A 14,686-nucleotide genomic window follows, 5' to 3' on the forward strand; every position below is an offset into this window, starting at 1 on the left:
TTGTTTACGGGCGAGTAGAGTAGCGGGGTGTCATCACACCCGTACGGGGGGAAGCCGGTGCAATTCCGGCGCTGACCCGCAACCGTGAGCCACCCCGTGGCGAGCCGGACCACCCCGGACGGGACGTGACCGGCTCGCGTGCGCCGGCACCGGCCGCCGCACGGCACCGTCGAGGAACGCGGAGCCGAGCCGCCGGGGTGTCCCGTGCTGCCCGGCTCCCCGTACAGGGAGAGGCATCCGCCGATCATGAACGTCCGCCGCAGCGCCGCGGTCCTGGCCGCCACCGCAGTGATCGGCGCGGCCGCCGCGCCCGCCGTCGCCGCCGACCCCACCCCTTCCGCCTCGCCGTCCGTGGCGCTCCCGTCGGGCCTGTACGGCGGCACGGACCCGACGTACGACGGTGTCTGGCGGCAGTCGCTGGCCCTGCTCGCGCAGGACACCGTCGGGGTGCGTCCGTCGGCGAAGGCCGTGGACTGGCTGACCGGGCAGCAGTGCGCGAACGGCGCCTTCGCCGCGTTCCGCGCCGACCCGGCCAAGGCCTGCGACGCACAGCTCATGGTCGACACCAACAGCACGGCCGCAGCCGTCCAGGCCCTCGCCGCCCTCGGCGGCCACGACACCGCCATCGACAAGGCCGTCACCTGGCTGAAGTCCGCGCAGAACGCGGACGGCGGCTGGGGTTACGCCCCCGGCGGCGCCAGCGACACCAACTCGACGTCCCTGGTCATCGGCGCGCTGACCGCGGCCGGTGAGAAGTCGGGCGAGGCGCTCAAGGGCGGCCAGTCGCCCTACGACGCCCTGGTGAAGCTGTCCCTGCCCTGCACCGGCGCCGGCTCGGGTGCCTTCGCCTTCCAGCCCGACAAGGCGGGCAAGCTCGCCGCCAACGCCGACGCCACGGCGGCGGGCGTCCTCGGCGCGCTCGGCAAGGGTCTGGCGCCCAAGGCGGGCCGGCCGGCGGACGCCACCTGCGCGGACGCGGGCTACCCGACCCCGCAGCAGGCCGCGGCCAACGGCGCCGCGTACCTGGCGAAGGCGGTCGCGAAGGACGGATACCTGAAGTCGGTGCTCCCGGGCGCCGCGGACCAGCCGGACTACGGCAACACGGCCGACGCGGTCGTCGCGCTCGCCGCGCAGGGCGGCGCCGAGCGGGCGCGCACACCGCTCACCTGGCTCCAGCGCAACGCCGCCGCCTGGGCGAAGCAGAGCGGCCCCGCCGCCTACGCCCAGCTGGTCTTCGCGGCCCACGCGACGGGCACCGACCCGCGCTCCTTCGGCGGCACGGACCTGGTCGCGGCCCTGAACGCGACGGGTCCGGCACCGCAGGACAGCGAGAAGCCCACGCCCTCCCAGAAGCAGGACGACGAGGACTCCGACGGCAAGGACTCCGACGACGGCTACGGCACCTGGTGGACCGTCGGCGTCTTCCTCGTCGCCGGCATCGGCATCGGCTTCCTGATCAGCGGCCGCAGGAAGCGGCAGCCGTGATACGCCGCGGGACCGCCCTCGCCCTGGCCGTGCTGTTCCTGGTCCTGGCCGGCCCCGGTCACGCCGGGGCGGTCGGCTACCGGTACTGGTCGTTCTGGGAGCGCGACGGCGACCGCTGGATCTACGCCACCCAGGGCCCGTCCCTCGCCCGCCCCGCCGACGGCGATGTCCAGGGCTTCCGCTTCGCGGTGAGCGAGAACTCCCAGGACGCCGCTCAGCCGCGCGGCCCTGCCTCCTTCCCGGTGATCTGCGCGCGGACGCCCGCGAAGGAGGGCACCAAGCGGGTGGCCCTGGTCCTGGACTTCGGCATCCGCGAGGACGCCCCCGCCGGAGAGACCCCGCCCGCCGCCCGCTGGGCCTGCGCCCAGGTGCCCGAGGAGGCGACCACGGCGGAGGCCCTCGCCTCCGTGGCCGGTCCCCTGCGCTACGACACGCACGCCCTGCTGTGCGCGATCGCCGGATATCCGAAGGCGGGGTGCGGCGAGCCGGTCGCGGCGGGAGACGAACCGGCGCGCGAGAAACGGCCGGAGTCCACCGACGGCGGTCCGTCGATGGGCGTGTACACGGGCGGCGCCCTGATCGCCGTACTGGCCGCGGCGGCGGTGTGGCAGGCACGGCGGCGCGGGCGTGGATAGGCCCGGCACGGGCACGGACAGGCCCGGCTCGGCCGCGGACAGGCCCGCCTCGGGTGGGCGGAGGGCGACCGCCGGCGGCGATCGGTCCGCCGCGGTCGGGCGGTCGGTGCACCCCGCCGCCTGGTGGCTCTGGGCCCTGGGCCTCGGCACCGCCGCCACCCGCACCACCAACCCCCTCCTCCTCGCCGCCCTCCTCACCACCTCCGCGTACGTCGTCGTCACCTGCCGCCCGAACACCCCCTGGGCCCGCTCCTACTCCGCCTTCCTCCACCTGGCCCTCGCCGTCCTCCTCGTCCGTCTCGTCTTCGTCGTGCTCCTCGGCTCCCCCGTCCCCGGTACGCAGGTGATCGTCACCCTCCCCGAAGTGCCGCTCCCCGACTGGGCGCAGGGCATCCGCCTGGGCGGCAAGGTCACCGCCGAGGGCGTCCTCTTCGCGCTGTACGACGGTCTGCGCCTGGCCACCCTGCTGGTCTGCGTCGGCGCGGCGAACTCCCTCGCCAGCCCGTCCCGCCTGCTGAAGACGCTCCCCGGTGCCCTGTACGAGGCCGGTGTCGCGGTCGTCGTGGCCATGACCTTCGCCCCTCAGCTCATCGCCGACGTCCAGCGTCTGCGGGCCGCCCGCCGGCTGCGCGGCCGTCCCGACAAGGGCCTTCGGGGGCTGCTCCAGGTGGGGCTGCCCGTGCTGGAGGGCGCCCTCGAACGCTCCGTCGCGCTCGCCGCCGCGATGGACGCCCGCGGGTACGGCCGTACCGCCGATGTCCCCGCCGCCGTCCGGCGGACGACCGCCGCCCTCACCGTGGGCGGTCTGCTCGGCGTGTGCGCGGGAACGTACGGCCTGCTCACCGCGGCCGGCGGCGGCTACGGGCTGCCCCTCCTGCTCGCCGGGGTCGCCGCCGCCGTCGCCGGACTGCGGCTCGGCGGCCGCCGTTCGCCGCGCACCCGGTACCGCCCGGACCTGTGGACCCCGCGCGCCTGCCTGGTGGCGGCGTCCGGCGTCACGGTCGCCGCGCTCCTCACGCTCGCCTCGTCCGTCGACCCGGCCGCCCTCCACCCCGGCGTCGTCCCGCTGACCGCGCCCACGCTGCCGCTGTGGCCCGCGGCGGCGGTCGCCGTCGGCCTGCTTCCCGCCCTCCTCGCCCCCATGGGCCGTCCGGCCCCCGAAGACACCGAGTACCGCGAAGATATTGAGGAACCGTCGTGATCCGCTTCGAGAACGTCTCCGTGACGTACGACGGCGCCCCCGAACCGACCGTCCGGGGCGTGGACCTCACCGTCCCCGAGGGTGAACTCGTGCTGCTCGCCGGTCCGTCCGGCGTGGGCAAGTCGACGCTGCTCGGCACGGTCGGCGGGCTCGTCCCGCACTTCACCGGCGGCACCCTGCGCGGCCGGGTCACGGTCGCCGGCCGCGACACCCGCACCCACAAGCCGCGCGAACTCGCCGACGTCGTGGGGACGGTGGGTCAGGACCCGCTCTCCCACTTCGTCACCGACACCGTCGAGGAGGAACTCGCCTACGGCATGGAGTCGTTGGGCCTGGCGCCGGCCGTGATGCGCCGCCGCGTGGAGGAGACCCTCGACCTGCTCGGCCTGGCCGCCCTGCGCGACCGCCCCCTCGCCACGCTCTCCGGTGGCCAGCAGCAGCGCGTCGCGATCGGCTCGGTCCTCACCCCGCACCCGTCCGTCCTGGTCCTGGACGAGCCGACCTCCGCCCTCGACCCGGCCGCCGCCGAGGAGGTCCTCGCCGTCCTCCTCCGCCTCGTCCACGACCTCGGTACGACGGTGCTGCTCGCGGAACACCGGCTGGAACGCGTCCTCCAGTACGCCGACCGGGTCGCCCTGCTGCCCGCCCCCGGCGCCGCCCCGGTGCTGGGCACCCCGGCCGACATCATGGCCGTCTCGCCGGTGTACCCGCCGGTGGTGGGCCTGGGCCGGGTGGCGGGCTGGTCCCCGCTGCCGCTGACGGTCCGGGGCGCACGGCGACGGGCGGGGGAACTGCGGGCGCGCCTCACCGGGAAGGAACCGGACCACCGTCGGCCGGCGGCCGTCCTCCCTCCCACCCCGGCCCCGGCCTCCCGCCCGGCGTTCCCCCGTTGGCGCCGACGGCCGGCCGCGCCCGCCCCCACGGCCCCGGCACCTCCCGCCGAGGTCCGCGCCCTCGCCGTGCGCCGGGGCCCGGTCCAGGCGCTCCGCCGGGTCGACCTGACCGTCTCCCCCGGCGAGACCGTCGCGCTGATGGGCCGCAACGGCGCCGGCAAGTCCACGCTGCTCAACACCCTGGTGGGGCTGGTCGAACCGGCCACCGGGACGGTGCGCGTCGGCGGCGCGGTCCCGCACCGCACCCCGCCCCGTGACCTGGTCCGCCGGGTCGGCCTCGTCCCGCAGGAGCCCCGCGACCTGCTGTACGCGGACACCGTCGCCGCCGAGTGCGCGGCCGCCGACCGGGACGCGTCGGCCGCCCCCGGCACGTGCCGGGCGCTGGTCACCGACCTGCTGCCCGGCATCACCGACGACACCCACCCCCGTGACCTCTCCGAGGGCCAGCGCCTCACCCTCGCCCTGGCGATCGTCCTGACGGCCCGGCCGCCTCTGCTGCTCCTCGACGAGCCGACCCGGGGCCTGGACTACGCGGCGAAGGCCCGGCTGGTCGCCGTCCTGCGGGAGCTGGCCGCCGCCGGGCACGCGATCGTCCTCGCCACGCACGACGTGGAACTCGCCGCCGAGCTGGCGCACCGGGTGGTCCTGCTGGCCGAGGGCGAGGTGATCGCGGACGGCCCGACGGCGGAGGTGGTCGTCTCCTCCCCGTCCTTCGCCCCGCAGGTGACGAAGATCCTCGCCCCGCAGGAGTGGCTGACGGTGTCGCAGGTGAGGGAGGCGCTGCGGTGAAGGAGAAGCGTGCACGGGCCGTCCGTCTCGGCCCCCGCTCGGTCGTCGCCCTGGTGCTGGTCGGCGCGGTCGGTGTGACCGCCTTCACCTGGCCCTTTCTCGCCCCGCCCGGCTCCGCCCTGAACGCCCACGTCCAGGACGCCCCGTGGCTCTTCGCGGGCCTGCTCGTCCTGCTGGTCGCGGTCGTGGCGGCGACGATCTCGGAGTCGGGGCTCGGCGCGAAGGCGGTCGCGATGCTGGGCGTGCTGGCGGCGACCGGGGCGGCCCTGCGTCCCCTCGGGGCGGGGACGGCGGGTCTGGAGCCCATGTTCTTCCTGATGGTGTTGAGCGGCCGGGTCCTCGGCCCGGGCTTCGGCTTCGTCCTCGGCTCGGTCACGATGTTCGCGTCCGCCCTGCTCACGGGCGGGGTGGGTCCGTGGATGCCGTTCCAGATGCTGGCGATGGGCTGGTTCACGATGGGCGCGGGGCTGCTGCCGGGCGCCGACCGTCTGCGCGGCCGTACGGAACTGGCCCTGCTCGGCGTCTACGGCTTCCTGGCCGCCTTCGCCTACGGCACGGTGATGAACATGGCCGGGTGGCCGTTCATGGGCACCCTGGCCTCGGGTGTCTCCTTCGACCCGGACGCCGCCGTCGCCACCAACCTGGCCCGCTTCGTCGCGTACTGCCTGGCGACGTCCCTCGGCTGGGACCTGGGCCGGGCGGTCGTCACCGTCGTCCTCACCGTGACGCTCGGTCCGGCCGTGCTGAGGGCGCTACGCAGAGCCACCCGGCGGGCGGCGTTCGAGACCGCGGTCACATTCGAGGGCCGTTGACCGGTGAACCGCCCCACATGACCCACATCACCTACGACCACCCTTAGTGGCCCGAATCGGGTGTCATGCACACACAGAACGCCCGCCTGACCTGCACTTTGAGAGCCAGGTCACACGCACAACCTCAACCCCATATGCGGCCACAACTAGTAAAAAGGGTCATTGCGGACCCCTTTCGGGCCTGCTTCTCTGGATGACGTCGCACGGCGCCGACGAGCCCCACGGGCCTCGGCGCCGACGTATGTCCCCGCCGCTCACCCGTGGCTCCGGCACGCACCGCGACACCCCCGTCCCCGAAGAAAAAGGTTCTCCGTGTCCGTCTCCGTCATCCGCCGCATCGCTTCCCCGAAGAAGGCCCTCACCGCCGTCGCCGTGGCCGCCGCCAGCGCCGGCCTGGCCCTGACCGCGGCCCCCGCCCAGGCCGCGTCGGCGAAGACGGCCTCCGTAGCCGAGGCCAAGGCGATCGCGCACAAGATGATCCCGGACGCCGCGCAGTTCAACGCCTTCAGCCACATCGTCCAGCACGAGAGCAACTGGGACGTCGACGCCACCAACGCCTCCTCCGGCGCCTACGGCCTGGTCCAGGCCCTCCCCGGCTCCAAGATGGCCTCGGCGGGCTCCGACTGGAAGACCAACGCCGCCACCCAGATCGAGTGGGGCCTGGACTACATGAACTCCCGCTACGGCAGCCCCGTCGGCGCCTGGAACTTCTGGCAGGCGAACGGCTGGTACTGAGCCGCTGGTACTGAGCCGCGCCCAGGTGACGGAAGGCGGCGGTCCCGATCGATCCCCGGGACCGCCGCCTTCTCCCGTTCCCCGCCGCCCCACCCGCCCGCAGGGGCGCCGGGCGGCGGCGTCGTACCGAGGGACTGTCGGGGTGTACTGGGCGTGCGACGGCCACGACGAGGTGCCGCACGCCCTGCGGCTGGACGAGGACCGGACGACCGAGGCGGCTCACCCCGCGCTGACCCGCAGCTCCTTCACTCCGTTGATCCACGCGGAGCGCAGCCGCCGTGGATCGTCCACCAGCCGCAGGCCGGGCATGGCGTCGGCGACGGCGTTGAAGATGAGGTCGATCTCCATCACGGCGAGGGACTTCCCGAGGCAGAAGTGGGGCCCGCCCCCGCCGAACCCGAGGTGGGGGTTGGGGTCCCGGGTGATGTCGAACGCGTCGGGCCGGTCGAAGACCTCGGGGTCGTTGTTGGCGGAGGCGTAGAAGATCCCGACCCGGTCGCCCTTCCTGATCGTCTTCCCGCCCAGCTCGGTGTCCTGGGTGGCGGTCCGCTGGAAGGCGACGACGGGGGTGGCCCACCGCACGATCTCCTCGGCGGCGGTGGCGGGCCGCCGGGCCTTGTACAGCTCCCACTGCTCGGGATGGGTGAGGAAGGCGTGCATCCCATGGGTGATCGCGTTCCGGGTGGTCTCATTGCCCGCGACGGCGAGCATGAGCACGAAGAACCCGAACTCGTCGGAGTTGAGGTTGCCCTCGTCCTCGGCGGCCACGAGCGTGGAGACGATGTCGTGCGCCGGGCACCGCTTCCGTTCGGCGGCCATGTTCATGGCGTACGCGATCAGCTCGGCGGCGGACTGGGCGCCGATCTCCTCGGTGATGGCGTACTCCGGGTCGTCGTACGCGATCATCTTGTTGGACCACTCGAAGATCTTGGCCCGGTCGTCCTGGGGGATGCCGATCAGCTCCGCGATGGCCTGGAGCGGCAGCTCGCAGGCGACGGAGGTGACGAAGTCGAAGGGACCGCCGTGCGCGCGGGCGCCGGCGACGATGTCCATCGCCCGCTGCCTCAGCCGCTCCTCCAGCCCCCGGATGGCCCTGGGCGTGAACCCCCGCTGCACGATCTGCCGCACCCGGGTGTGCTCGGGCGGGTCCATGTTCAGCATGATCAGCCGCTGGGCGTCGATGGAGTCGCGCCGGATGTGCTCGTTGAAGCGGATGATCGCGGTGTTGAGGGTGGAGGAGAAGATCTCCGGGTGGGTGGAGACGTACCTGACGTCCGCGTGGCGGGTCACCGCCCAGTAGCCCTCGTCCTGGAAACCGGCGACGTTGCCCGACTGCGGGATCCAGCGGACCGGCTCGGCCCGGCGCAGCTCGGCGAACTCCGGGAGGGGCACACGGTGATGCAGCAGGTCGGGGTCGGTGAAGTCGAACCCGTCGGGAAGCGCTGGACAGGGCATGGGGCGGCTCCAGCCGTCTGGCGTCGAATCTGACGGTTCATCAGAAACAGAGTGCGGAGACGGTAGTTCAGGCACCTGAAGGCTGCAAGACCCTTGCGGTGACCCACATCACGTCCGCAGACTGCTGACAGAAGAACTAGAACACGTACTAGTTCGAGAGGATCCGCACCCATGGCCGCCGAACCCGTGATCGTGGAAGCCGTCCGCACACCCATCGGCAAGCGCGGTGGCGCGCTGGCCAACCTGCACCCCGCCTACCTCCTGGGCGAGACCTACCGCGAACTCCTCGGCCGCACCGGCATCCCCGCCGACGCGGTCGAGCAGATCGTCGGCGGCACGGTGACCCACGCCGGCGAACAGTCCATGAACCCCGCGAGGACGGCCTGGCTGTCCATGGGCCTCCCCTACGAGACGGCCGCGACGACGGTCGACTGCCAGTGCGGCTCCTCGCAGCAGGCCTCGCACATGACGGCGAACATGATCGCGGCGGGCGTCATCGACGTCGGCATCTCCTGCGGTGTGGAGGCGATGTCGAGGGTCCCCCTCGGCTCCGGCTCGAAGCACGGCCCGGGAAAGCCGTTCCCCGACGAATGGAACGTGGACCTCCCGAACCAGTTCGAGGCGGCGGAGCGCATCGCGAGACACCGGGGCCTGACCCGCGAGGACGTGGACCGGCTGGGCCTGATGTCCCAGGAGCGGGCGGCGGTGGCCTGGTCGGAGGAACGCTTCAAACGTGAGACGTTCGCCGTCCAGGTCCCCACGACGGAGGACGAGCAGGCGGCCGGCCAGGGCATGTGGCGGCTGGTCGACCGCGACGAAGGCCTACGGGACACGTCGCTGGAGGCGTTGGCGGGCCTGAAGCCGATCATGCCGACGGCGGTCCACACGGCCGGCAACTCGTCCCAGATCAGCGACGGCGCGGCGGCGATCATGTGGGCGTCGAAACGGATGGCCCGCGCCCTGAAACTGAAGCCCAGGGCAAGGATCGTCGCCCAGGCCCTGGTCGGCGCGGACCCCCACTTCCACCTGGACGGCCCCATCGACGCCACGAAGGCGGTCCTCGGCAAGGCCGGCATGTCCCTGAAGGACATCGACCTGGTCGAGATCAACGAGGCCTTCGCGTCGGTGGTCCTGAGCTGGGCGAAGGTCTTCGAGGCGGACCTGCCGGACCTGTCGAAGGTCAACGTCAACGGCGGCGCGATCGCCCTCGGCCACCCGGTGGGCGCGACCGGCGCCCGCCTCATCACAACGGCCCTCCACGAACTGGAACGCGCCGACAAGGAATTCGCCCTGATCACGATGTGCGCGGGCGGCGGCCTGGCGACGGGAACGATCATCCAACGGCTGTAGGGACAACGGGCCGGGGCGACGGGCCGGGACCCGAGCTCCGGCCCACCACGGCACTCACCAGCCATCCCAGCCATCTACGACTCCGCCACCCTGCGCCACACTCGTCCCCTGACGCCGCCGTCAATTACTGCGTCACCCCACGAGAGCTACCAGTTTCGCTTGAATCTAAAACCCGTGGCGTCAGCCCCCTCTTCAAATCCCATCGCTCCGATCGACTGATCTTCCGGGGAACGCTTCAAAAATGCCATAAACGCTCCATCCGGAGATGCGCGCACCGCATGAGCTGATGCCCGAAATTCAACCACTGGATCCTCCCCAATGAGCTGGCAAGCCCTGAACAGCAGGCTCAATGTGGGCAACACCTCTCTTGAGTCATCAGTGAGCGCCAAGGCCAATTGAGCTGCCATCAGAGCGTCCCGCAATTCCCGTACATCTTGACGACGCACCGCCAATGAGGCAATACGTTCTGCAAACGCATCGAGAACCATCCACGAGCCAGCCGGCTGCACAGACAGAACACTATTGAAATCCTCGGAATTACGGATACGTCGGATAAAACTCCGCAGCTCTTCATCTTTGGAGATCGGAATCTCCTGCCGCCCGTACCCTTTTGCATTTCAAGGGTCAAGCGCCGCGAATTGCCTTGAAGTGATTTCCATTTCTAATTCCTTTACGAGCCTGGAGGTACCAGGTAATACCCATCCCAGTCACACCCCGGCATCGGTAAACATTCTTACCTCTCGGGCAAAAACAGTTGGCCGACCCTTGACTTCATTCCGCAGATTCTCGTACACCTGAGGAGATCCGACGTAAACAACCTTCTTTTCCTCTATCGCTTTCTGGACCCACTCATCATTCTTCGCAATCGTCCACTTCGCAATCGTCCAATTAGAAACATTGAGTACCTCGCACCCTTCCCACTCTTCAGCGATTTTCGTATCGGGTCGACGGCCGATTACAACAATCTCGACCGGACAGCCTGAATTATGGACCAGGACCGGCGTCGCCCCCGCCAGCACATAGTACGTGTGCAGGCCGTCGACAGTGAGGTCGTACGTCGTGGCGTGCTTGGCGTAGTCCCGATTGGCGGTGACAATGACGATGTCGCCGCCGTCGATGAGCAGGGTCATTCCGGGATAAAGGTCGCCGACCTCGATCCACTCGTTCTCCGACGGTGATTGGAAGGTCTGCTGTCCGAGGTCGCCGAAGATCTCGCGCCCGCCCAGGCCGTCATGTTCGGCCTGGACATACCACCCGGAACAGGACGATGTTACTTATCGCCATAGTACGCATCGAGACGCTCCGGCCAGTCAGCGTTCTCCAAGCCGGCATAGAGAAGCAAGTCACGCCAGTCCTGCTCCATGACCCGCAAAGCATGCAAGAATCGATCGACATTTCCGGATGCAACAATGATCACGGCTGTTAGAACCCGTTCCGTCGCATCTTCTTGACCGAAAACCCTCAGTTCCTCACTTTCAAGGAGAGAACGAACGGTATCCGCCTCTCCCTGAAATTCTTGCTGTATTTTTGAGATCAGGCGTTCAGTAAGCGCCATTACACCTTCCCCATGCAGACAGACTGGTCATTGCGGCGGAATCAGATAGTCCCCGACTCGTCGGTACCCTGCAGCCTGCAGCTGCTCCAACTCTCGTGCAAAGTATGGACCACCCCCACCTTCCGGCGTTGCAACGTAAACCGTCTGCTGTTTACCAATTATGCCTTCAACCCACTTGTCATTCTGAGCGGAAGTCCACGCTCCGCGGGGCATGTTCAATACCTCGTGCCCCGGCCAGTCAGCTGCTGCCAGAGTGTCCTCCCTGCTCCCGATCACAGCAATATCGTCCGAGGTCGAGCCAGAAGGGAGGGCGGTGCAACTGTCGTGTGGACAAGGAGGGGAGTCTTACCCGCCAGCACATAGTACGTGTGCAGGTCGTCGACCGTGAGGTTGTATGTCCGTGCCTGCTTGGTGAAGGCCCGGTTTCCGGTGACGATGACGGTGTGGCCCTCGTCCGTGCGGAGGGTCATGCCCGGCTTGAGGTTCTCCGCCGGGAGCCAGTCGTTCTCGGACGGGGACCAGAACGGGTGCTCGTGTGTGGCGGTGAGCTGCTCGATGCCCTTCTCGGTGGCGATGGACAGCTCGTTGAAGTGCTTGTCGTTGTCGGTGACGATGAGGCGGGTGACCTCTCGAGGGCCGGTCTCACCCGTTCTCGGGTCGGTGGCGAGGACTTCGTCTCCGACCTGGACGTCTTCGATGTCCTTGGTCTCACCGTCGGCCATCAGGACGTCGGTGCCGGCGAGGAAGCACTCGTCGCACTTCACGGGCTGCTCGGGCCCCTCGCGCTTCTGCTTTGTCAGCCAGTCCTCGACGGCTTTGGGGCCCTTCTGGATCACCGAGTCGGGGACCAGCTTCAGGGCCTTGATGTACGGAAGGTCTGTTGCCGCGATGGCGCAGCTCGTTGCTCCGGAGCCGGAGAAGCAGTCCTTCCAGGATGTGGGATCGGGGAGGAAGAGCGCGGCGAGGATCTCGAACGTCTGCTTCTGCGCTGCCAGGTCGTAGGGCTTGTAGACGATCCTCTTGCCGAGGCGGGGCAGGTCACTGCCCGTCTTGACGACGCTGTGCAGGTCGCCTTGTCCGTCGTCGACGTAGTGGGTGTTCTCGTAGTGGTACGTCCAGGTGCCGTCGCCGTTCGGGGTCAGCCAGTCCTTGTAGCTGTCGTCGCCGTTGGAGCAGCCCATCTCGCACAGGGTGATCGGCCGAAGGCCGTCGGGGTCGAACAGGGAGACGGGGTTGTTGTTGGCGTACGTGTAGCCGTGGATCTGCTGGGAGTCCGTCAGGTCCATCAGCGGGTCGACGCTGATGAAGCGGCCGATGGCGGGGTCGTACTCTCGGGCCCCGAGGTGGGTCAGGTCGGTGTCGGTGTCCTTGGTGCCGCCGACGAAGCCCTTGTCCCCGGCCCAGGGGCCGGCCTGAGCGCCGCGAGCCGCGCCGAAGATGCCCGTCTTGCGGCGAGTGATCGCCTGGGTGGCGTCCGCGGAGACCTGCGTGGTGGTCGTGCCGTGGTGGTCATTGAGCAGAAAGGTCAGTTTGCCGCCGGTCCGCATGGCCACGGTCTGGGTGCCAGTGCCGTAGTAGCGGGTGCCGGTGGCCAGACCGACCTTGTCGACGTGGAGTTCGTTGCCGCCCGGCAGGTAGAGAGTCGTCCCGGTGGAGTCCGTGCGCGTGAGGCGCTGGCCGTCGGCGTCGTAGGTGTAGCTGGTGGTCTTGCCGTTGCTGGTGACGGACTTCAGATGGCCTTCGTCGTCCCACACGAGGTTCTGGGCGAGGGTCGTCGTCGTGCCCTGTTTGAAGGTGCGGGTCTGCGTGGCGCCGGCCACGTCGTAGGTGTAGGTCTCGGTGTGCGGATCCGTGCCGGTCTGGGTGACGCCGGGCAGGTTGTGCTTGCCGCTCGCGGGCTCGGCGTAGGTACGGACGGTGTCGACGGTCGGGCAAGGCGGCTGTCTTGTGTTTCGTTTCGGTCTTGCGGTTGCCGACCGCGTCGTAGCTGTAGGTCGTCCAGTACGGGTCCTGACCACCCACGACACCGCTGGACGGTGCGGCGGCACAGGTGCTGCCCGTGTTCGTCCACGCCTCGGTGATTCGGGTGAGGGCGTCGAGCTTGAAGCACTGCGTGTCCGTCGTCCGCGCCGCGTCCTGGCCGTAGTTCGTGGTGATCCGGGTGATGTTGCCGAACGGGTCGTAGGTGTAGTGGGAGTCCTCGATCCGTTGGGGAGCGGTGTCCCGGTCGGTGTAGGCGTCGGTGAGCGCGCCGGTGTGGTCGTCGTAGACGCTGGTGGTCTTCAGGTGCTGGCCGAACTCGCCGTATTCGAGGATCGTGTTACGGCCGTAGTGGTCGTATGTCGTGTCGGAGATCAGCGGGTCGCTGTGGGCGTGCAGAGTGTCCAGCAGGCCGCCGCTGTCGTAGTTGACCGAGACCGACTCGGCGGGCAGACCGCCGATCTCCGGGTGCTCGGTCTCCAGGAGCAGGCCGGTGTGCTCCTCGTAGAAGTTGAACCACTCGTAGCTGCCGGCGGGCACACCCAGGCCGTCGGGGACCGTGACCTTGGTGCCGCCCGGCTGGTAGTAGTCGTTGTACTCGGTGATCTCGGTGACGTACGCCTTGCCGTCGATGTAGCGGGTGGTCCTGGTGGGGTGCCCCTTGGCGATGTCGTCGTACGTCCAGGCCGACAGCGTGGTCGTGCCCTTCTTCACGGCGGTACGGCGGCCGAGGTCGTCGTAGTCGGTGTGGAGGGTGATGTCGCGGGCGTCGGTGACGTCGGTGACGCGGTCGCCCTGGTCGTCCTGGTCGTTCTAGGAGCGCGTCCAGCGCCAGTTACCCGTACGAATCGATCAAGCTCGTCAAGCCCTACAGCTGACGGCCTTCGCCGGACACGGCCGGTGCGAAGGGTGGGGCGCATGTGTGCCGGTGTGCCCCGCCCTCGCGTCCGCGCTGGCCGTTGTAGCGAAGGCATCGGGATCTGGTGTTCGTGCCTTCCGTCCTTACACGCCCCTCTACCATGCGCTTTACTCGCCCCGCCCGGGGCGGCCGACCAGGGGGGATCGGAAGGTGCTGACGGAGGCGTTGGTCGCGGTCGCGGCCGGTGGGGGGATGGCGGTCGTGCAGGCCGCCGGGTCGGACACGTGGGTGGGGTTCAGGGCGCGGTGTGCGCGGCTCGTGGGGCGGGGGGACGGCGGCCGGGAGGCCGAGGCGCTGGACCGGCTCGACCGGACCGCCGCCGCGCTGGCCGCCGCGGAGGAGGGTGAGCGCGAGCGGGTGCGGGCGGTGCACGCGGTGCTGTGGCAGGCGGAGTTCGCGTCGTTGCTGGAGTCCCTCACCGAGGAGGAGCGCGAGCGGCTCGTCGCGGAACTTCGGTCCCTCGCGCGGGACTTCGCGGGCGGCGGGACGTCCGGTGGCGCGGTGAGCGGCGACACCTTCCACGGGCCGGTCGCCGTGCGGACCGGGGATCACAACCGACAGGAGGACACGTTCGGGTCCGGCGGCTGACGACCTCGGCCACCCCCGGCTCCCGGTCCGGCCCCGACCGCCACGACGCCGACTCCGGCTCCGACCCCGACCGCCACGACTCCGGCACCGGCTCCGGCTCGGCTCAGGTTCCTGCTCCGGCACCGGCTCCGGCTCCGGCTCCGGTGAGGTGTCCGGGAACACCTTTCACGGTCCGACCGCTTTCCAGCCCGGGGACCACAACACCCGCAACGTCCACCACCATCACCGGACGGACGCCCCCGGCTCTCCGCTCGACGCCCTCGACGCCCTCGAGGGTCGCCCCCCCCCC

At 70.0% G+C, this 14,686-nt stretch carries 12 protein-coding genes, 1 pseudogene and 1 riboswitch; of the genes and pseudogenes, 8 read left to right on the top strand and 5 right to left on the bottom strand.

Annotated features, from left to right (window positions below):
* Nucleotides 1-47 precede the first annotated feature (47 nt).
* A riboswitch (cobalamin riboswitch) is annotated at nt 48-115 on the top strand.
* Nucleotides 116-246: 131 nt separating this feature from the next.
* The 6 genes from ALMP_RS03580 (at nt 247) to ALMP_RS03605 (ending at nt 6,550) form a co-directional block, all read left to right on the top strand.
* Nucleotides 247-1,485 (top strand): prenyltransferase/squalene oxidase repeat-containing protein, encoded by a 1,239-nt coding sequence (locus tag ALMP_RS03580; protein WP_264924565.1) that lies wholly within the window; start codon nt 247-249, stop codon nt 1,483-1,485.
* Nucleotides 1,482-2,120, top strand: a complete 639-nt coding sequence (locus ALMP_RS03585; protein WP_264924566.1) for an SCO2322 family protein — start codon at nt 1,482-1,484, stop codon at nt 2,118-2,120. Before ALMP_RS03580 ends, ALMP_RS03585 begins: the two co-directional genes overlap by 4 nt.
* Nucleotides 2,121-2,226: 106 nt before the next feature.
* Nucleotides 2,227-3,321, top strand: coding sequence for an energy-coupling factor transporter transmembrane protein EcfT (locus tag ALMP_RS03590; protein WP_264924567.1), 1,095 nt, complete (start codon nt 2,227-2,229; stop codon nt 3,319-3,321).
* A complete protein-coding gene (locus ALMP_RS03595) occupies nt 3,318-5,003 on the top strand; it encodes an ABC transporter ATP-binding protein (RefSeq protein ID WP_264924568.1) in 1,686 nt (561 codons plus the stop codon). The genes ALMP_RS03590 and ALMP_RS03595 overlap by 4 nt, the downstream gene beginning before the upstream one ends.
* A complete protein-coding gene (locus ALMP_RS03600) occupies nt 5,000-5,815 on the top strand; it encodes an ECF transporter S component (protein ID WP_264924569.1) in 816 nt (271 codons plus the stop codon). Before ALMP_RS03595 ends, ALMP_RS03600 begins: the two co-directional genes overlap by 4 nt.
* Nucleotides 5,816-6,127: 312 nt before the next feature.
* Nucleotides 6,128-6,550, top strand: a complete 423-nt coding sequence (locus ALMP_RS03605; RefSeq protein WP_264924571.1) for a transglycosylase SLT domain-containing protein — start codon at nt 6,128-6,130, stop codon at nt 6,548-6,550.
* 219 nt (nt 6,551-6,769) lie between these two features.
* Here ALMP_RS03605 and ALMP_RS03610 read toward each other — a convergent pair whose 3' ends face one another.
* Nucleotides 6,770-8,005: a cytochrome P450 gene (locus tag ALMP_RS03610; protein ID WP_264924572.1), complete on the bottom strand. Its 1,236-nt coding sequence runs from the start codon at nt 8,003-8,005 to the stop codon at nt 6,770-6,772.
* A gap of 171 nt (nt 8,006-8,176) precedes the next feature.
* Between ALMP_RS03610 and ALMP_RS03615 the strand changes: the two genes are divergently transcribed.
* On the top strand, nt 8,177-9,355 hold the full coding sequence (locus ALMP_RS03615; protein WP_264924573.1) for a steroid 3-ketoacyl-CoA thiolase: 1,179 nt from the start codon (nt 8,177-8,179) through the stop codon (nt 9,353-9,355).
* A 146-nt stretch (nt 9,356-9,501) separates the two neighbouring features.
* On the opposite strand, the gene ALMP_RS03620 is transcribed toward ALMP_RS03615, so the two are convergent.
* From ALMP_RS03620 to ALMP_RS44300, 4 genes and pseudogenes are all read right to left on the bottom strand, one after another.
* On the bottom strand, nt 9,502-9,864 hold the full coding sequence (locus ALMP_RS03620; RefSeq protein WP_264924574.1) for a hypothetical protein: 363 nt from the start codon (nt 9,862-9,864) through the stop codon (nt 9,502-9,504).
* Between the two features lie 198 nt (nt 9,865-10,062).
* The gene (locus ALMP_RS03625; protein ID WP_264924673.1) at nt 10,063-10,581 is read right to left on the bottom strand and encodes an HINT domain-containing protein; all 519 of its coding nucleotides are present in this window, start codon (nt 10,579-10,581) and stop codon (nt 10,063-10,065) included.
* A 44-nt stretch (nt 10,582-10,625) separates the two neighbouring features.
* Nucleotides 10,626-10,910 carry a hypothetical protein gene (locus ALMP_RS03630; protein ID WP_264924576.1) on the bottom strand — a complete coding sequence of 95 codons (285 nt, stop codon included), beginning with the start codon at nt 10,908-10,910 and terminating at the stop codon, nt 10,626-10,628.
* Between the two features lie 311 nt (nt 10,911-11,221).
* Nucleotides 11,222-12,958, bottom strand: a pseudogene (locus ALMP_RS44300) (polymorphic toxin-type HINT domain-containing protein); the annotation flags it as partial.
* Between the two features lie 1,001 nt (nt 12,959-13,959).
* Between ALMP_RS44300 and ALMP_RS03645 the strand changes: the two are divergent.
* Complete coding sequence (locus tag ALMP_RS03645; protein WP_264924577.1) at nt 13,960-14,397, top strand: hypothetical protein; 438 nt, start codon at nt 13,960-13,962, stop codon at nt 14,395-14,397.
* Nucleotides 14,398-14,686: the final 289 nt, after the last annotated feature.

It is taken from the genome of Streptomyces sp. A012304 (genome assembly GCF_026008495.1).
Classification (GTDB): Bacteria; Actinomycetota; Actinomycetes; order Streptomycetales; family Streptomycetaceae; genus Streptomyces.

Excerpts from the sequence above, each read along its gene's own strand:
- ALMP_RS03615 (WP_264924573.1), top strand. The coding sequence starts at position 8,177 with ATGGCCGCCGAACCCGTGATCGTGGAAGCCGTCCGCACACCCATCGGC.
- ALMP_RS03610 (WP_264924572.1), bottom strand. The coding sequence starts at position 8,005 with ATGCCCTGTCCAGCGCTTCCCGACGGGTTCGACTTCACCGACCCCGAC.
- ALMP_RS03580 (WP_264924565.1), top strand. The coding sequence starts at position 247 with ATGAACGTCCGCCGCAGCGCCGCGGTCCTGGCCGCCACCGCAGTGATC.
- ALMP_RS03630 (WP_264924576.1), bottom strand. The coding sequence starts at position 10,910 with ATGGCGCTTACTGAACGCCTGATCTCAAAAATACAGCAAGAATTTCAG.